Source organism: Lyngbya sp. CCY1209 (assembly GCF_055795065.1).
The window spans coordinates 1-14,605 of record NZ_JAYFER010000616.1; the positions used below are offsets into that span (position 1 = coordinate 1).

Annotated in this window: 19 protein-coding genes; 13 read left to right on the top strand and 6 right to left on the bottom strand. The window is 50.1% G+C overall.

Going from position 1 to position 14,605, the window contains the following annotated elements:
• Positions 1 to 549 precede the first annotated feature (549 nt).
• Together AC0QHF_RS23285 and AC0QHF_RS23290 are read left to right on the top strand one after the other, a co-directional pair.
• A complete protein-coding gene (locus AC0QHF_RS23285; protein WP_324706646.1) occupies positions 550 to 1,131 on the top strand; it encodes a Uma2 family endonuclease in 582 nt (193 codons plus the stop codon).
• Positions 1,132 to 1,327: 196 nt separating this feature from the next.
• Positions 1,328 to 2,287: an ABC transporter permease gene (locus tag AC0QHF_RS23290; protein ID WP_324706647.1), complete on the top strand. Its 960-nt coding sequence runs from the start codon at positions 1,328 to 1,330 to the stop codon at positions 2,285 to 2,287.
• A gap of 43 nt (positions 2,288 to 2,330) precedes the next feature.
• Here the strand turns inward: AC0QHF_RS23290 and AC0QHF_RS23295 are convergent, their stop codons facing one another.
• From AC0QHF_RS23295 to recJ, 3 genes are all read right to left on the bottom strand, one after another.
• Complete coding sequence (locus tag AC0QHF_RS23295; RefSeq protein ID WP_324706648.1) at positions 2,331 to 3,161, bottom strand: metallophosphoesterase; 831 nt, start codon at positions 3,159 to 3,161, stop codon at positions 2,331 to 2,333.
• A gap of 192 nt (positions 3,162 to 3,353) precedes the next feature.
• Complete coding sequence (locus tag AC0QHF_RS23300) at positions 3,354 to 5,456, bottom strand: M3 family metallopeptidase (protein WP_324706649.1); 2,103 nt, start codon at positions 5,454 to 5,456, stop codon at positions 3,354 to 3,356.
• A gap of 259 nt (positions 5,457 to 5,715) precedes the next feature.
• Positions 5,716 to 7,761 carry a single-stranded-DNA-specific exonuclease RecJ gene (gene recJ / locus AC0QHF_RS23305; protein ID WP_324706650.1) on the bottom strand — a complete coding sequence of 682 codons (2,046 nt, stop codon included), beginning with the start codon at positions 7,759 to 7,761 and terminating at the stop codon, positions 5,716 to 5,718.
• A 275-nt stretch (positions 7,762 to 8,036) separates the two neighbouring features.
• Here recJ and AC0QHF_RS23310 point away from each other — a divergent pair, with 275 nt between their 5' ends.
• The 3 genes from AC0QHF_RS23310 (at position 8,037) to AC0QHF_RS23320 (ending at position 9,944) form a co-directional block, all read left to right on the top strand.
• A complete protein-coding gene (locus tag AC0QHF_RS23310; protein WP_324706651.1) occupies positions 8,037 to 8,660 on the top strand; it encodes a hypothetical protein in 624 nt (207 codons plus the stop codon).
• A gap of 278 nt (positions 8,661 to 8,938) precedes the next feature.
• Positions 8,939 to 9,568, top strand: coding sequence for a Uma2 family endonuclease (locus AC0QHF_RS23315; protein WP_324706652.1), 630 nt, complete (start codon positions 8,939 to 8,941; stop codon positions 9,566 to 9,568).
• 46 nt (positions 9,569 to 9,614) lie between these two features.
• Positions 9,615 to 9,944 carry a DUF29 family protein gene (locus AC0QHF_RS23320; RefSeq protein ID WP_324706653.1) on the top strand — a complete coding sequence of 110 codons (330 nt, stop codon included), beginning with the start codon at positions 9,615 to 9,617 and terminating at the stop codon, positions 9,942 to 9,944.
• Here AC0QHF_RS23320 and AC0QHF_RS23325 read toward each other — a convergent pair.
• Positions 9,931 to 10,080, bottom strand: coding sequence for a type II toxin-antitoxin system HicB family antitoxin (locus AC0QHF_RS23325; protein ID WP_324706654.1), 150 nt, complete (start codon positions 10,078 to 10,080; stop codon positions 9,931 to 9,933). The two genes, AC0QHF_RS23320 and AC0QHF_RS23325, sit on opposite strands and share 14 nt — an antisense overlap.
• A gap of 283 nt (positions 10,081 to 10,363) precedes the next feature.
• Between AC0QHF_RS23325 and AC0QHF_RS23330 the strand changes: the two genes are divergently transcribed.
• The 8 genes from AC0QHF_RS23330 to AC0QHF_RS23365 all read left to right on the top strand — a co-directional run bounded on the left by AC0QHF_RS23330 (position 10,364) and on the right by AC0QHF_RS23365 (position 13,342).
• Positions 10,364 to 10,582 carry a hypothetical protein gene (locus AC0QHF_RS23330; protein ID WP_324706655.1) on the top strand — a complete coding sequence of 73 codons (219 nt, stop codon included), beginning with the start codon at positions 10,364 to 10,366 and terminating at the stop codon, positions 10,580 to 10,582.
• 16 nt (positions 10,583 to 10,598) lie between these two features.
• The gene (locus AC0QHF_RS23335) at positions 10,599 to 10,853 is read left to right on the top strand and encodes a type II toxin-antitoxin system HicB family antitoxin (protein WP_324706656.1); all 255 of its coding nucleotides are present in this window, start codon (positions 10,599 to 10,601) and stop codon (positions 10,851 to 10,853) included.
• 34 nt (positions 10,854 to 10,887) lie between these two features.
• Positions 10,888 to 11,097 carry a hypothetical protein gene (locus AC0QHF_RS23340; protein WP_324706657.1) on the top strand — a complete coding sequence of 70 codons (210 nt, stop codon included), beginning with the start codon at positions 10,888 to 10,890 and terminating at the stop codon, positions 11,095 to 11,097.
• A gap of 41 nt (positions 11,098 to 11,138) precedes the next feature.
• Positions 11,139 to 11,330 carry a hypothetical protein gene (locus tag AC0QHF_RS23345; RefSeq protein ID WP_324706658.1) on the top strand — a complete coding sequence of 64 codons (192 nt, stop codon included), beginning with the start codon at positions 11,139 to 11,141 and terminating at the stop codon, positions 11,328 to 11,330.
• 11 nt (positions 11,331 to 11,341) lie between these two features.
• Positions 11,342 to 11,671, top strand: a complete 330-nt coding sequence (locus AC0QHF_RS23350; RefSeq protein ID WP_324706659.1) for a hypothetical protein — start codon at positions 11,342 to 11,344, stop codon at positions 11,669 to 11,671.
• A gap of 532 nt (positions 11,672 to 12,203) precedes the next feature.
• Complete coding sequence (locus AC0QHF_RS23355) at positions 12,204 to 12,773, top strand: Uma2 family endonuclease (protein WP_324706660.1); 570 nt, start codon at positions 12,204 to 12,206, stop codon at positions 12,771 to 12,773.
• 9 nt (positions 12,774 to 12,782) lie between these two features.
• Positions 12,783 to 12,905 (top strand): hypothetical protein, encoded by a 123-nt coding sequence (locus AC0QHF_RS23360; RefSeq protein WP_324706661.1) that lies wholly within the window; start codon positions 12,783 to 12,785, stop codon positions 12,903 to 12,905.
• Between the two features lie 302 nt (positions 12,906 to 13,207).
• Entirely contained in the window at positions 13,208 to 13,342 is a 135-nt protein-coding gene (locus AC0QHF_RS23365; RefSeq protein ID WP_324706662.1) for a hypothetical protein, read from the top strand.
• A 240-nt stretch (positions 13,343 to 13,582) separates the two neighbouring features.
• Here the strand turns inward: AC0QHF_RS23365 and AC0QHF_RS23370 are convergent, their stop codons facing one another.
• Together AC0QHF_RS23370 and AC0QHF_RS23375 are read right to left on the bottom strand one after the other, a co-directional pair.
• On the bottom strand, positions 13,583 to 14,083 hold the full coding sequence (locus AC0QHF_RS23370; protein ID WP_324706663.1) for a PIN domain-containing protein: 501 nt from the start codon (positions 14,081 to 14,083) through the stop codon (positions 13,583 to 13,585).
• Positions 14,080 to 14,325 carry a UPF0175 family protein gene (locus AC0QHF_RS23375; RefSeq protein ID WP_324706664.1) on the bottom strand — a complete coding sequence of 82 codons (246 nt, stop codon included), beginning with the start codon at positions 14,323 to 14,325 and terminating at the stop codon, positions 14,080 to 14,082. Before AC0QHF_RS23375 ends, AC0QHF_RS23370 begins: the two co-directional genes overlap by 4 nt.
• Positions 14,326 to 14,605: the final 280 nt, after the last annotated feature.

Here is a 14,605-nt window from a genome sequence, read left to right on the forward strand (position 1 = left end):
AGCCGTGTGAGGTGAAAGTCTCATGCACGCTTGGAGAATGGGAGGGGGAGAAGGTGACTTCTCTCTCGACCCCTAATCATGTCCGCCAGAATTGTTTGAACAAAAACGATTTCTATCGTTCGGCAATCAGAAACTGCGGGGAGGGGAAAGGGCGAATTGTCCGTTTCCTTTCCCGCAATTTTAGGATGGCAAAATTTGTCGGATCTCTTCCACGGGAGAGGGTGAATGCCATTCGCCCCGATTTTTGACGATCGCCCCTCATCGGAAGATTGCAAAATCTGTTGAATCTCTGACAATGGCAAGCCCAAAAGTTGTGCGATCGCTTCCGGGCTATTTCCCAAATTTGCCCGAGGAAGAAACCGGGTTTATCGGGCAAATTTGGGTGGGGAGGAGAGATGTTGGTAGAAACCCGGTTTCTAGGTTTATGGTGGGGGAAGTAACCTGACCTCCACAATGCGGCCGGCGTACCTTAAAATAGATGAGATAGCACCGATTGAATGCCCCCCAAATGTGTAATCGTCCATTTTCTAGTCCGAGAGGAAATCAACAATGATTGCCATTCCAGAACGTCCACCTTTCGCCCCCGAAGAATACCTCGAATGGGAAGAAAAACAACCCCTCAAATATGAATATATTGACGGTCAAGTATTTGCCATGACCGGGGGAAGTATTCCCCACAACGATATCGCCGTCAACCTGACCACGGCCCTCAAAAATCACCTGCGCGGCAGGGGATGTAAAGTTTCGATGGCCGATGCCAAACTCGGCATTTCCGAAGCCGGCCCCTTTTTCTATCCAGATGTGATGGTCACTTGCGACGAAACCGACCGACGCGCCACCAAAGTCCTCTATCACCCCCGCCTGATTGTCGAAGTTATCTCCCCCAAGACGGAAGCGGTTGACCGGGGCCGAAAGTTTCAAAATTACCGTCGTATCTCCAGTTTAAAAGAATACGTTTTGATCGACACGAAACGGGCGATCGTGGAATGTTTCCGACTGAATGAAAGTGGAATTTGGGAACTTTACAATTATGGGGAAGGAGATGAAATACAACTGACCAGCGTCGATTTCAGCTTTCCCATCGACCTGCTTTATGAAGATGTCATTTTTGAAGAAACCGACACGAATTGACCTGAATTTGATAGTCCCGAGGTATCGATGACAACAATCACAGCCAACCTTTGGCTTTCATAATTGATGGTATTTTTTACCATTTTAGCAGGATTTTCGGAAAAGAAACCGAGTTTCTGAATTGATATTTTTCTGATTTTGATGATAAGATTGTCAAGCTACGCTGGATTGACGACAAATTGCAGAATTGGAACCGATGACTCGATATATTATCAATCGCCTGTTGGGTGCCATTCCCACTTTGATCGCCATCAGTTTGGTGTTATTTTTAGTCTTGGCACTAGCCCCCGGCGACCCGATGGGGGAGTTCGCCACCAACCCTTCGATTACGGCGGAAGTGCGGGAAAATATTCGGCGATCGCTCGGATTAGACCAACCCCTTCCCATCCGTTATATTAAATGGGCGTGGTCTTTTTTGCAAGGGGATATGGGCTATTCTTTCACCAGCCGTACCCCGGTGGGCGAACTGATTTTGCAGCGCCTCCCAGCGACGCTTTGGATTGCCGGGACTGCTTATTTATTGGCGATCGCGATCGCGTTTCCCCTGGGCATCATTTCCGCCCTCAAACGCCACTCTATTTTCGACCAAGTAGCCACGACTTTCGCTTTTTTGGGATTCTCTCTCCCCCCCTTCTTCACCGGACTGCTCTTCATCATTCTTTTCAGCGTCCAGCTCGACTGGTTTCCCTTTATTTATAATAGCACATTAAAAGTCACCAACCTGCAAACCTTTGGGGAACAAATCAAACAGTCGGTGATGCCGATCGCCGTTTTAACTCTATTTCAAGCTGCCCCATTAATGCGATTTATCCGTTCTTCGATGTTGGAAGAATTGAACCGGGATTACGTCCGCACAGCCCAGGCTAAAGGGTTGCCCAATTTTCAGGTCGTCAACGGTCATATTTTACGCAATGCTTTGATTCCGGTCGTCACCCTGATGGCATTAAATATTCCGGCTATTTTTACCGGCGCATTGATCACGGAACAGGTGTTTCGGGTTCCGGGCATTGGGGCGCTGTTGATCGAGTCGATTTATCGCAGCGATACCCCTGTCGTCATGGCGATTACGTTTATTTACGCCATTTTTGTTGTTCTGTTTAATCTGGCGGCAGATATTTTGTACGGGTTTTTAGATCCTCGGGTGCAATATAAATAGTGGATTTTAACCACTCCAGGCACTCCAGGACACGGAGAAATTTTTATTTCCGAGTTAGGGTGATGAGTGTGAGTTCTGGGGGACAGTTGAAACGGCCGGGGAAATAGGTTCCCAGGCCGCGATTGACGTAGAGGGTATTGTCGCCGACGGGATGCAAGCCGGACGCCCATTCCCAGTGTTTGAATATGTGGAGACATCCCGATCGGAAGGGGAACAGCCACCGCAGATGTCGGGGAATTTTGCGGCGAATTTTTTGCAGCCAACCGGGCAAGGCGCCGATCAAAGGTAATACGATTTGGCCGCCGTGGGTGTGGCCGGACAATTGCAGATCGACGCGCCAAGGTTGCAGCATGGCGGCGGTGTCGGGGTTGTGGGATAGGACGATGCGGGGGAGGGTTTCGGGGATTGATTTCATCACCGATTCGGGGTAAAATTGTTTGGAAAATAAGTCGGGAAATCCGACGATCGCCAGTTCGGAACCGAGGGGATAGACGATTTCGTTGCAGAGGACGCGGATGCCGATTTGAGTCAAGGCTGCGGTAATTTCGCGGATGGAATGGGGGTAGTGATTGTCGTGATTTCCCAAAACGGCATAAATTCCGGCCCGGGTTTGCAGGTGTTTGAGGTGTCGGACGAGGCGGTGGACGGGTTGGGTGTCGCGGGTGACGAAATCTCCGGTCAGGAAAACCAGGTCGGGTTCGAGGCGGTTGGATGTGGCGATCGCTTCGTCGAGGAGGGCATCGGAGAGCCGCACGCCGTCATAGTGAAAATCGCTGAGTTGGACGAGGCGGGTTCCTTCCAGGTGGGGGGGAAGATCCGCGATCGCAATTTCCAGGGAATCGACTTTTAATTTGCTGACGAATAGTGGGCGCATAATTGTGATAAAAAAAGATCCGTTTGTTGTTGCGCTTGGGCGCCACTGAGGGGCTAAAGCCCAACAACGGGGGGATGTCGTTGTTGCGCTTTAGCGCGGTAAAGAGGGGTTCCCGCCCCAACAACGGGGGGATGTCGTTGTTGCGCTTTAGCGCGGTAAAGAGGGGTTCCCGCCCCAACAACGGACAATTTTCTAAGTTGCGGGGATTAATCCGGAATGAATCAGCAGGGGTTTGGTGCTCGGTTCCCGTCCTCGGAAGGTTTTGAACACCTCCATTGGGTGGAGGCTGCCGCCGAGTCCCAAAACGGTGTCGCGGAATTGTTTTCCGACGGATGCGATCGCGCTTTCATTTTCCAATCCCGCTTCTTCAAAGGCGGCGAAGGCGTCGGCACTCAGGACTTCCGCCCATTTGTAACTGTAGTAACCCGCCGCATATCCCCCGGCGAAAATGTGGTTGAAGGCGCACAAAAACGAGTCTTCCGGCAGGGGTTTTAAAACGGTGGTTTTGGCCGCGATGCGGTTGCGAAGTTCGTTCACCGTTTCTTTTCCGCCCGGTTGGTAGCGGTGGTGCAATTCCAGATCCACGAACCCGAAATGTAACTGCCTCAACGTCGCCGTCCCACTCATGTAAGTGCGGGCGGCGAGGAGTTTTTGATAGTAATGTTCGGGGAGGGGTTCGCCGGTTTCGTAGTGCCGCGCCATGCCGAATAAGGTGGCGCGATCGTAACACCAATTTTCCATAAATTGGCTGGGCAATTCCACCGCATCCCACTCGACGTTATTGATACCCGCCGCCCCCGGATAATCGACGGTGGTTAGCATATGTTGCAAACCGTGGCCGAATTCGTGGAACAGGGTTTCCACCTCCGCGAAGGTCATCAAACTGGGCTTTCCGTCCACCGGGGGAGTCTGGTTGCACTGCAAATAGGCGACGGGAAGGCGAATTTTAGTGTGGCCGTCTTCGATGAGTTTCGCCCGGGTGACGCACTCGTCCATCCAGGCGCCGCCGCGTTTTTCCGACGGACGGCTGTAGGGGTCTAGGTAAAAATAGGCGATCGCTTCCCCAGTTGAATCAGCCACTTGGAAATAGCGGACGTCGGGATGCCAAACCGGCGCCAACCCGTCCGCCGGGGTGATAGCGATATTGAAAATCCGCTTAACCAGTCCGAATAACCCGTCCAAAACTTGGGGGAGGGGGAAATAGGGCCGCAATTCTTCGGCGGTGTAGGAAAACTTTTCTTCCCGCTGGCGTTCCGACCAAAATGGGATATCCCAATGTTTGAGATCGGCCGCTTCCGGGGCGTTTTTGGAGGCGGCGAAGGCTTTGAGGTCTTCAAATTCTTTCATCCCGGCGTCGTAGCTGGCGGCCCGCAATTCCTCCAACAGTTCTTCGACGGCGGCGACATTGGGCGCCATTTTACTCGCCAAACTCAATTCGGCGTAGCTGGGAAAACCGAGGATGTGGGCCTTTTGCCGACGCAGGTCCAAAATCCGTTCGATCGCGGGGGAATTGTCCAGATCCCCTTCCGATGCCCGGGTGATGTAGGCCCGGTAGACGGTTTCCCGCAGGTCGCGGCGGGTGCTGTATTTCAAAAACGGCCCGAAACTGGGAAAGTCGAGGGTGATCCGCCAGGGGCCATTTTCCGGGGTGGCGGCGTCTTCTCCGGCTTCCCGGGCGGCGAGTGCGGCGAGACTCAGGAGGCTGGGGGGGAGGCCGTCTACCTCTTGTTTGGTTGTCAGGGTGAGGCCGAAGGCTTTGGTGGCGTCGAGGACGTGGTTGGAAAATTTGGTGGACAGGTCCGCGAGTTCGAGTTGGATGGCGTTGAAGCGATCGCGGATTTCTCCTTCTAAACCGACGCCGGAGAGTTCCGCGTCCCGAATGGCGGCTTCGACGATCCGCTTTTGGGCGGGTTCGAGTACGTCCCACTCGGGGGAGTCCGCCAGGGCTTTGAAGGCTTTGTAGATGGGCTGGCTTTGGTTGAGGCGGTTGATAAATTGCACCACCTGGGGTTGGACGGTTTCGTGGGCCTTCCGCAATTCGGGGCTATTTTTCACCCCCATCAGGTGGTTGACGATTCCCCAACTCCAAATTAAGCGTTCTTGGAGGCTTTGCAGGGGCTCGACGATCCCGGACCAGGTGGGTTGGGCGGTTTCTTCCAGACGGGTGAGTTCGGCGTCGAGTTCGGCTAAAAGTTGCGTCATCCCCGGGACGACGTGTTCCGGCGTGATGTCGGCGAACGGGGGGAGTCCTTTGCCGATCAGGAGCGGATTTTGGGTCATGGTACTGGTATTCATCAAATTGCGATTGATTGCCAAAAGAGCTTCTTTATAGTTTAGTATCGCTCAGGGGTTAGTCGGATTGACTTCAGTTTGGCGATCGCCGATCGCCCTCTTCCCTTGCGAATGGGCAACCCGAGACGGTTGCCCCCACCGGGGGGGCGAATGGGCAACCCGAGACGGTTGCCCCCACCGGGGGGGCGAATGGGCAACCCGAGACGGTTGCCCCCACGGGGGGGCGGGGGGACGGCGATCGATTGGCGGTCAAATCAGCGGATCAGACTCTAAACGACATCTGAGTCCCCAACGCATCCTGGGCCCTCTCGATCAGATCCGCAAAGAAGGGTTTGGAAATATCGACGGTTCGGGCGCGATCGCGACTTGTCCCCAACAGTCCCGTCGGCTGTCCGGCGAGTATGGCGAGCACTTCCCCTTTCTGGTTGCGAATTCGCAGTTCACAGGACGCACCGACGGCGACAATACTGCAATGGTAGGGGCGATCGCGATAGTGAAATTCTGCCACTTTTTTGGGGGGGGTTGCTGGCGTTTGGGGGAGGCGGACGCCGAGGATTTCTAACTCGATGGAGGTCTGACCGTTCCAGGTGTTGTCCCGCAGTTTGTACGCCACATCCAACCGCTGCGGCAGGGGGTAATAGTCGCCCCACCGCCACGCGATCGCCGATAAAGTTGGCAGGGCGGACAGCGGCATTCCGGGTTCGGGATCTTGGGATAAGGTGAGTTTGATGTGACCTTTTCCGACAATTTTTTGTTGCAAGATCCGCAAATTTGGAGTCCAAAATGTGGGGGGATTATTTTCGATCCCGCAGGGTTGCAATCGGTCGATTTGTTGGTAGAGATCGAAGTTGATATCGGACAAATTCGCCCGGGTGTCAACCGTCACCAAAGGCCGCAGGTGTTCCGGTTGCAAACATTGGTGGGCGAACTGGCTGAGGCGATCGCGAAAGGCTTCCAGATTTTCGACGGGGAGGGAAAATCCCCCGGCGGCTTTGTGTCCGCCAAATTTCCCCAGCAGATCTCGGCAAAATTCTAAGGCTTCAAAAACGTTAAATTCGGGAATTCCCCGCGCCGAACCCCGGATGGTTTCGTCGTCTTCGTAGGTGCCGATAAATACGGGGGCGCCGTAGCGTTCTACCAGGCGAGAGGCGACGATACCGATGACGCCGTGATGCCATTCTTTTTGGACGGGAACTAACACGCGATCGCCCTGAATATCGATAGCGTTAGTTTCACACCAGGCGATCGCTTCTTCCTCAATTTCCGCGCACAATTGTTGTCGCCGCTGGTTGATTTGTTCGCACTGCATCGCCCGTTCCAGGGCAATGCCCATATTGTCCGTCGTCAATAACTCGATCACCACCTGGGGATCGTCGATGCGCCCCACCGCATTGATGCGCGGCCCGAGGCGAAAGCCGATATCATCGGGTTTGAGAGGCGTGGTATTTTCCCCCGGTTTTTGCGTGGTGGAAACGCCGCCCACTTGGATCAGGGCTTGGACTCCCGGAATTGGCGAATGGGGCAATAATTTTAATCCCCGCTTCACCCAGCGGCGGTTGACTCCGTTTAGGGGGGCGAGATCGGCGATCGTTCCGAGGGTAAATAATTCCAACAACGGCCTCACTAACCCCTGCATTTGTTCTAATCTTTGCGCCAGACAGATCGCCAAAACGTAGGCGACACCGACCCCCGCCAAGCCGTAATAGGGGGAGGTTTCGGGCAGTAATTTCGGGTTCAAAATGGCGTCCGCTTCCGGGAGCACCGGGGGCAGGTCGTGGTGGTCGGTGATGATGACGTTGAGTCCGAGTTCCTTGGCCCGGGCGACGGGGCCAGCGGCGGCGATGCCGTTATCGACGGTGAGGACTAGGGAAATGCCCTCCTCGTGGAATTCCTCGACGATGCGGTTGTTGATGCCGTAGCCTTCTCGCATCCGGCTGGGGATGGCGTAGGTGACATCGGCGCCCAACTCGGAGAGCGATCGCATCAGCAGGGCCGTGCTGGTCATCCCATCGGCGTCGTAGTCCCCGCAGATGGCGATTTTTTGGTTATTTTTAATGGCCGTTTGCAGCAGATCCACGCTTTTGGGCAGGTCTGGAAATTCCCCCATCGGTTCGGGCAAATGCTCGGAGTCCGGGTTGAGGAAGGCTTCCGCTTCCCGGGGGGTTTCGATGCCCCGGTTGATGAGAACTTGGGCGAGGATGGGGTGGAGTCCGGTGGCGGCAACGAGGACTTCGGCGACATCGGGGCGGTGGGGGAAGATGTGCCAGCGTTGGTTGGGGATGGATGGGTTGGGGTGTTGCTCTTGCACGGTTGCTCTGACTCGTCCGGGACTCCGTTTATTTTACGCCAAAGGTGGGGGGTGCGATCGCTTTGTTTTTTTTAAATTTGCGATCGGCTGCACCAGGTTTAAACTGTCAAAATTATGATACCATAAACTCGGGAATATTATCAATCTATTTAGAGGGAAGCTCTAGATGTCAATTGTCAATCACATCAGACTAGCTTTCGGTTCAGACCTGCCCTTTACAAAACTGTCATAATCTGCTATTATTCCAATATAAAAAGTCTGTTTATATGACTACAATGACACCGAAAATTCCTGACCTCTATGCTGCCAGACGCAGACTTTTTTTGAACCTTGTTAAGAAGCGAGTCAAGCCGGGAACGGGAAGTAGTCTGGATTTTTTAGATCGACGAACTTGGTGTAATCCTGTGACCCCTCTTAAAGCCATTATCAAACAAGCTCCTTTTGTGATTGTCGGTGGTGTTGCCACTCGGCTGTATATGCCCGAGCGCATGACCCTGGATTTGGATATTTTGATCGAGTCAAAAGATGGGGTGCTGGTTTATCAAGATTTGGAAAAGGCTGGCAGTGAAAAAAAGGGTGAGCTGAGTATTCCTGGCAAATGGAAACTGCCTGATGGGACTTCTCTAGATGTCTTGGAAGTCAGTCATCCCTGGGGATCGGAGGCCGTCAAGTCTCCGAATTATAGTCCTGATGGACTGCCCGTGATCGGTCTGCCTTATTTGGTGTTGATGAAACTTTTGGCTGGACGTAGCCAGGATTTGGCAGATATTAGTCGGATGCTGGGAGGAGCCCCAGAGCCGAGTCTTGAGGAAGTTAGAAAAGTGATCTGTCAATATCTACCCAGTGCAATGGAAGACCTGGAAAGCTTGATTGTACTGGGTCAGCTAGAACGAGGCTAAGGAACAAACGGCGATATCTGTCGGTTCGATCGCTTCAACTCACGACCAAAGTTTCTAGCCACACAGAATGGCTGGCATCGGCAACGCATTCCACAACACTTAATTTTAGCACTCGACGCGAAAGGTGTTTGATGTGATTCGGCGGGTGCAGCCGTCCCAACTGCCGGGGGCTGGCAATGCTTTGGAGGCTCGAAATTCGTGTTATAATAGATATCCGTCGAAATTTGATTTGAAACCTGGAACTTTGTCGGGAATGATTAAGGATGCGGAGGTTAGATATGTTAGCCCAGACAGAAGAACAGAAAGATTTATTGACTTTAGAGGAGTTTCTGGATTGGTATCCGGATGGTTACGAGGGTCGATTTGAATTGCACGATGGGGAGATCTTTAAAATGCAGCCGACTGGAACTCATGAAAAAGTAGCTGGTTTTCTGGCTCTGGAACTGGGGGTGGAAATTAAACGTTTGAATTTGCCATTTTTTATCCCCCGCCAAGGACTCATTAAAGCCATAGATTCTGATCAGTCGGCTTATATTCCCGATGTCATGGTATTAGATGATAATGCTATGGAGAATGAGCAAATGTGGAACAAGCGTTCTACTATTACTCAAGGTTCGAGTATTAAATTGGCAGTAGAAGTGGTCAGTACCAATTGGCAAGATGATTATTTAACAAAGCTGGCAGAATATGAAAAATTAGGGATAGGCGAGTATTGGATCGTCGATTATTTGGGGTTGGGAGGTCGGCGTTATATCGGAGATCCGAAGCAACCGACTATTTCGATTTATGATTGGGTTGATGGGGAATATCGGGTCAATTTATTTAGAGGTCAAGATAGTCTGCGATCGCCAACTTTCCCGGAGTTAAACTTGACGGCAGAACAGATATTTGCAGTCGCCCAGAATTGACTCTCATTACCATACTTTATTTTGGTTGACAATGGGAGGTAATCCGATGAATAATGATGTTTCAGATCTTTATGAACAAGATTATTATCTTTGGCTTCAAGAAACCTATCAAACACTTGATAAAAAAGAGATAAATAGACTTGATTTTCCGCATCTAATGGAGGAGATTTTAAGTTTGGAAAACGAACAAAGACGAAAAGTATCTGGCTATTACGCTCAATTAAGCCCGCAATTAACTTTGGGAGGAACGGGAGTTATACCGATTGAGGACTGGGACGATCGCCACGTTATCTTTCGGCTCAGAGCCCCCAGAATTGGGGGTTTGTGGGCGAGAAGATTTTCGGCTCATATAATTGCTTTGATTAAGTGTTGTTGAAAACATCCCCAACACATAAATTTGGGGGTAAAGTTCGACCCAAATCCTCATAAATCTCGACCACGGCGGCCAGGGCATCCTGAACGTTGGCGAGGGCTTCCTCAGCGGTGTCGCCCTCGGTCAGAAGTTCTGGCAAGAGTGGGGACGTAATAGTAAATCCCCCTCCGGGTTGGGGGGAGAGCAGCAAAGGAACTTTATAAAGCATTGTTTGGAGATTCTCCTTTTGGGTTGAGTCGTCTCGAATATTTTCCAGTTTTTATAACGCCTAATTTTAGCACTTGTAGCTGTTTTTAGTCAATGCTTTGAAGTGAGTGGCGATCGCTCCACGCACAGGCTACGCGATCGCTCATCGCGTAGCACAGGCATCTTGCCTGTAGAATCGAAAGCGATCGCTCCCATCCTGTCAACCCCCAGCTTTCATGACCCCATCGGAATCGCTGACGACACCCGTTGTTGCGATCGCATTCCGGCGTCCGGATATGACGCGGAGGGTGTTTGATGTGATGCGGCGAGTCAAGCCGTCCGAAGGGCGGGCAATGCTTTGGAAGCTCGAAATTCGTGTTATAATAGATAGCCATCGAAATTTGAGAGGTGAGTTGATGCGGTCTATCAAGGGAATTTTTAAAGACGGGTTCTAGATTTTAGGAGTGGTGTATGAATGCAAAGCCCATGTCTACTTCGGAACCAAAAATTTATAATTACACGGTGATTTTTGAAAAAGAATCAGAGGGGGGTTATCATGCTTTTTGTCCGGTTTTGAAAGGGTGTCACAGTCAGGGAGATAATTTTGAGGAAGCCTTGGTAAATATCACGGAAGCAATGGAATTATATATTGATAGTTTGCTTGAGGATAAAGAACCGATACCTGAAGAGAATCCGATCATCAAGCCTGTCCAGATCGCCCGATGAGTAATTTTCCGACAGTTAAGGCGAAAGATTTTAGATGGTTGAATGTAAAATTTACCTTGATGTTTGTTGTTTGAACCGCCCCTTTGATGATTGGAGTCAAGAACGGATTCGCATAGAAGGAGAAGCTGTCCTCAACATTCTCCATCGAATTAATGCCCAAGGTTGGCAGTTGATTATGAGTGAAACAATTGCAGCAGAACTGGAAAAAATGAGCGATTTAGAAAAAAGTGAGCAATCCGGTTAATTGGTTGATGACGATTTTTCAACAAGAAGGAGGAATGACTGATGACACCTATTGAATTGAGAAGACAAGGTTATCAAGTTTTAGTTGAGAATCTGGGTCAAATTAATGCGATTCGCTTTTTACAACAGGTGGGATGGGGACATGGCGATTACACGAAAGAAAGAGAACATCTGCTACAGTCGGTGACGCGAGATGAGTTTTGGCAAGACATTCAGAAAATTAGAAATCGCTGAGATAGGAATTTATGGAAAATCGGCTGGTTAATCTAGATAATGAAACTTTAAGACAAATCGATATTTTATCCAAAAAGCAGAATTTGTCTCCCGATCAAATTACTAAATTAGCGATCGAATTTTGCTCCCTGCTGCCACCGGCTGTATGGTTGGCTGGCAACGTCGTTTCCGGTGCAGAAAAAGTTGAGATGGCTAATATTGTCGCCCGGGCTATTTTGGAAAGTCAGTATCATGAAGCTATAGAAAAAATTAAACCGCAGCTAAATAAGGAGTGGTTGGATTCTTTGGTAACTGAAGACGATATCCTTGATGCTGCGGTTAAGCTAACTCAAGATGACTGAGACTTTAAGGTTGTGCTTGGACCTTAATATTTGGTGTGCGGCCCTATTAGCTTCGGTGAGAGGAAGAGAGGGAACGTCTTGCCAAACTTTGGTGGACATAGTTCGCCAGGGCAGTTGTTTGGTGGGAAAAGTCGAGCTCGTCATCTCTTGGGGAATGTTGAATAGGTTGCAAGAGGTTCTAGAAAATCGACCGGAACTTCAAGTTTTGCGGGATGATGCGGTTTTTTATGTTGAGTTAATACGCAGTTATGCTCAATTAAGCCCGCAATTAACTTTGGGAGGAACGGGAGTTATACCGATTGAGGACTGGGACGATCGCGACTTCTGCTAATATACCCGCTTATGGGGGGAGTAAGGGGGGATGTGGGCTGGGAGTCGGCGGTTGGCGATCGCTTTGACGGGTGATATAATTCGGGTTGAGGGGTCAATAAATTCTTTCACAGCAGGGGGAGGTTGGATGAGGCGATCGCGAGATTGAGTACCCAGTAAAAAGGAATCTCCACATTAATCCCACATTGTTAGGAGGTCAAACGTGGTTGCAGTAAATCCAGCGGTCACAAAAGTTTCCTTAGAGGATTTTTTAAAACTTCCTGAAACCAAACCTTATTCTGAATATCTCGATGGAGAGATAGCACAGAAACCCATGCCGCAGGGAGAACATAGTATTATCCAAACCTATCTATCTGCCAGAATCAATGACATTGGCAAAGCGAACAAGGGGGCTTTAGCATTCACAGAGTTAAGGTGTACTTTTGGCGGACGTTCTCTGGTGCCTGACATTTCTGTTTTCGCTTGGGAACGCATCCCTAAGACGGAACAAGGAAGAATTCAAAATCGCTTTGAAGTTTGTCCGGATTGGGTGATTGAAATTTTATCTCCTGAGCAATCTGCCAACCAGGTAATTAAAAAGATTATTTTTAGTCTGAAGCAGGGAACAGAGTTGGGATGGTTAATCGACCCCAAAGATGAATCAGTGATGATATTTCAACTCAATCAATTGCCAGATATCCCCTCAAAACAGGAATTTTTGCCGGTTTTAGAGAGTGTTAAAGAGATGCAGTTATCGACTACGGAAATTTTTAATTGGCTGAAAATTGAGTGACGGAATTCAATGTTATGGCGGCGTGGGGGTGCGGTGGTGAATGTCAGTCCTGTTGAAGCGATCGCGACTTCTGCTAATATACCCGCTTATGGGGGGAGTAAGGGGGGATTCGGCGGTTGGCGATCGCTTTGACGGGTGATATAATTCCGGTTGATGCCTCAATAAATTCTTTCACCCTGAGTGAAGATATCCTCGGTCAAACATTCGGCTACAAATCCGCCATCTTCTTCCTGATACACTTCAAAAATGATGACTGGATTCATTTTTATTCTCCTCGTTCATGGTTGACATCAATCCTAAAAAATGGTCGCTATTTTCATTCAAACTTTGACCCAGAAGAAGCCTGTTCGGTTCTGATCGTACCACAAGCTGATCCGTTAAAGTGTGCGACGATCGCATTCCGATCACTCCCATCCCGTCAACCCCCAGCCCTCATGGCTCCATCGGAATTGCTGACGACACCCGTTGTTGCGATCGCATTCCGGCGCCCGGACACGACTCGGAAGGTGTTTGATGTGATGCGGCGGGTGAAGCCGTCCCAACAGAAGCGCGATCGCACCGGATATTAACTCCTGTAACTCAGCCGGCGCTCTATTACATATTTTAAAAAATTGTCAAGTTCGGATAACAGAACACTTTATTTCGGTAAACCGAACGGCAATTCGTGCTACACTCACGCTCTTCGCGTAGCACAGGCATCTTGCCTGTATAATCGGGAGCGTCGCACCCATCCTGTCAACCCCCAGCGCTCAAGGCCCCATCGGAATTGCTGACGACACCCGTTGTTGCGATCGTATGCCAATTGTTTGCTATTCTTCTGCCAGTTTTAAAAAATGTTGATAGAGTTTGCTCTCTATCCGAAACTTCGCATCTTCGATCAATTGATCGATTAAAGGCTGTACGGCAGGAATCGCCCCTTGATGTTTGGCTTGTAGTAAAACACCCAGCAATCCGGTTACTTTTAATTGATAATCAGTTGCCAGCGCTCTGCCTCTCCGTTCATCCATGAGGAGTAGATCGGATCTCAATTCGAGAGCCAGTACGATCGCTTCCGCTTCTCCGAGATGAATGTGCCGTTGGGCCGCCAAAATTTCGTCAACTTGTCGGGTATTTTGGACGGGTCGAGTTACAATCCAGGGCAATGTTTGGACTTCGAGAGTGCCGGGAACGGGTTCGTCAATTCCGGCTGGGGTCAATTCATTATAAACGGCGACGGGAATGGTGATTGTTCCATAAAGTAAATGTAGCAGATCTAGTTTTTCTATGGCTGCGAGATTGGTAATTGGGGACGTGTCGCTGACAACAATCATAGGAGTCCCAGTGTTTTTAGGGTTTGTACATCTTGATTGAGTTCCTCAACGTCATAATTCAGACATAAATCTCTTTTGGCGAGTTCGTGCTGAAATTCTAAAACAGTTAAACCCAACCAAGCCCGCACTTGTCCGCTGCTAATTTTGTTTTTTTTGTACAGGATTAATGCCAAATCGATCTTTAATTCATCTTCGCTGACTTCGGCGGCTTTTAAAATCTCTTCGGGAATGACAATACTCATAGACTCTCCCTTATTTCTTTGCTTTAGATTATACCACGACAGTTTCTAGAACGCCGGGGATTAGGCAGGGTTGAAAACCCACGCCCCAGTCAATTTCCAAAAGTGTGCGACGATCGCGTTCCGATCGCTCTTCGTGTAGCACGGGCATCTTGCCTGTATAATCGGGGGTGCGATCGCGCGACGCGCACGCTACGCGATCGCTGGTAGTGGACCGACACGGCTAAAAATGTGCTTTCGTGTAGGGTGGGTTAGGCGGCTGAAACCCAGGCTGTGATGGCAA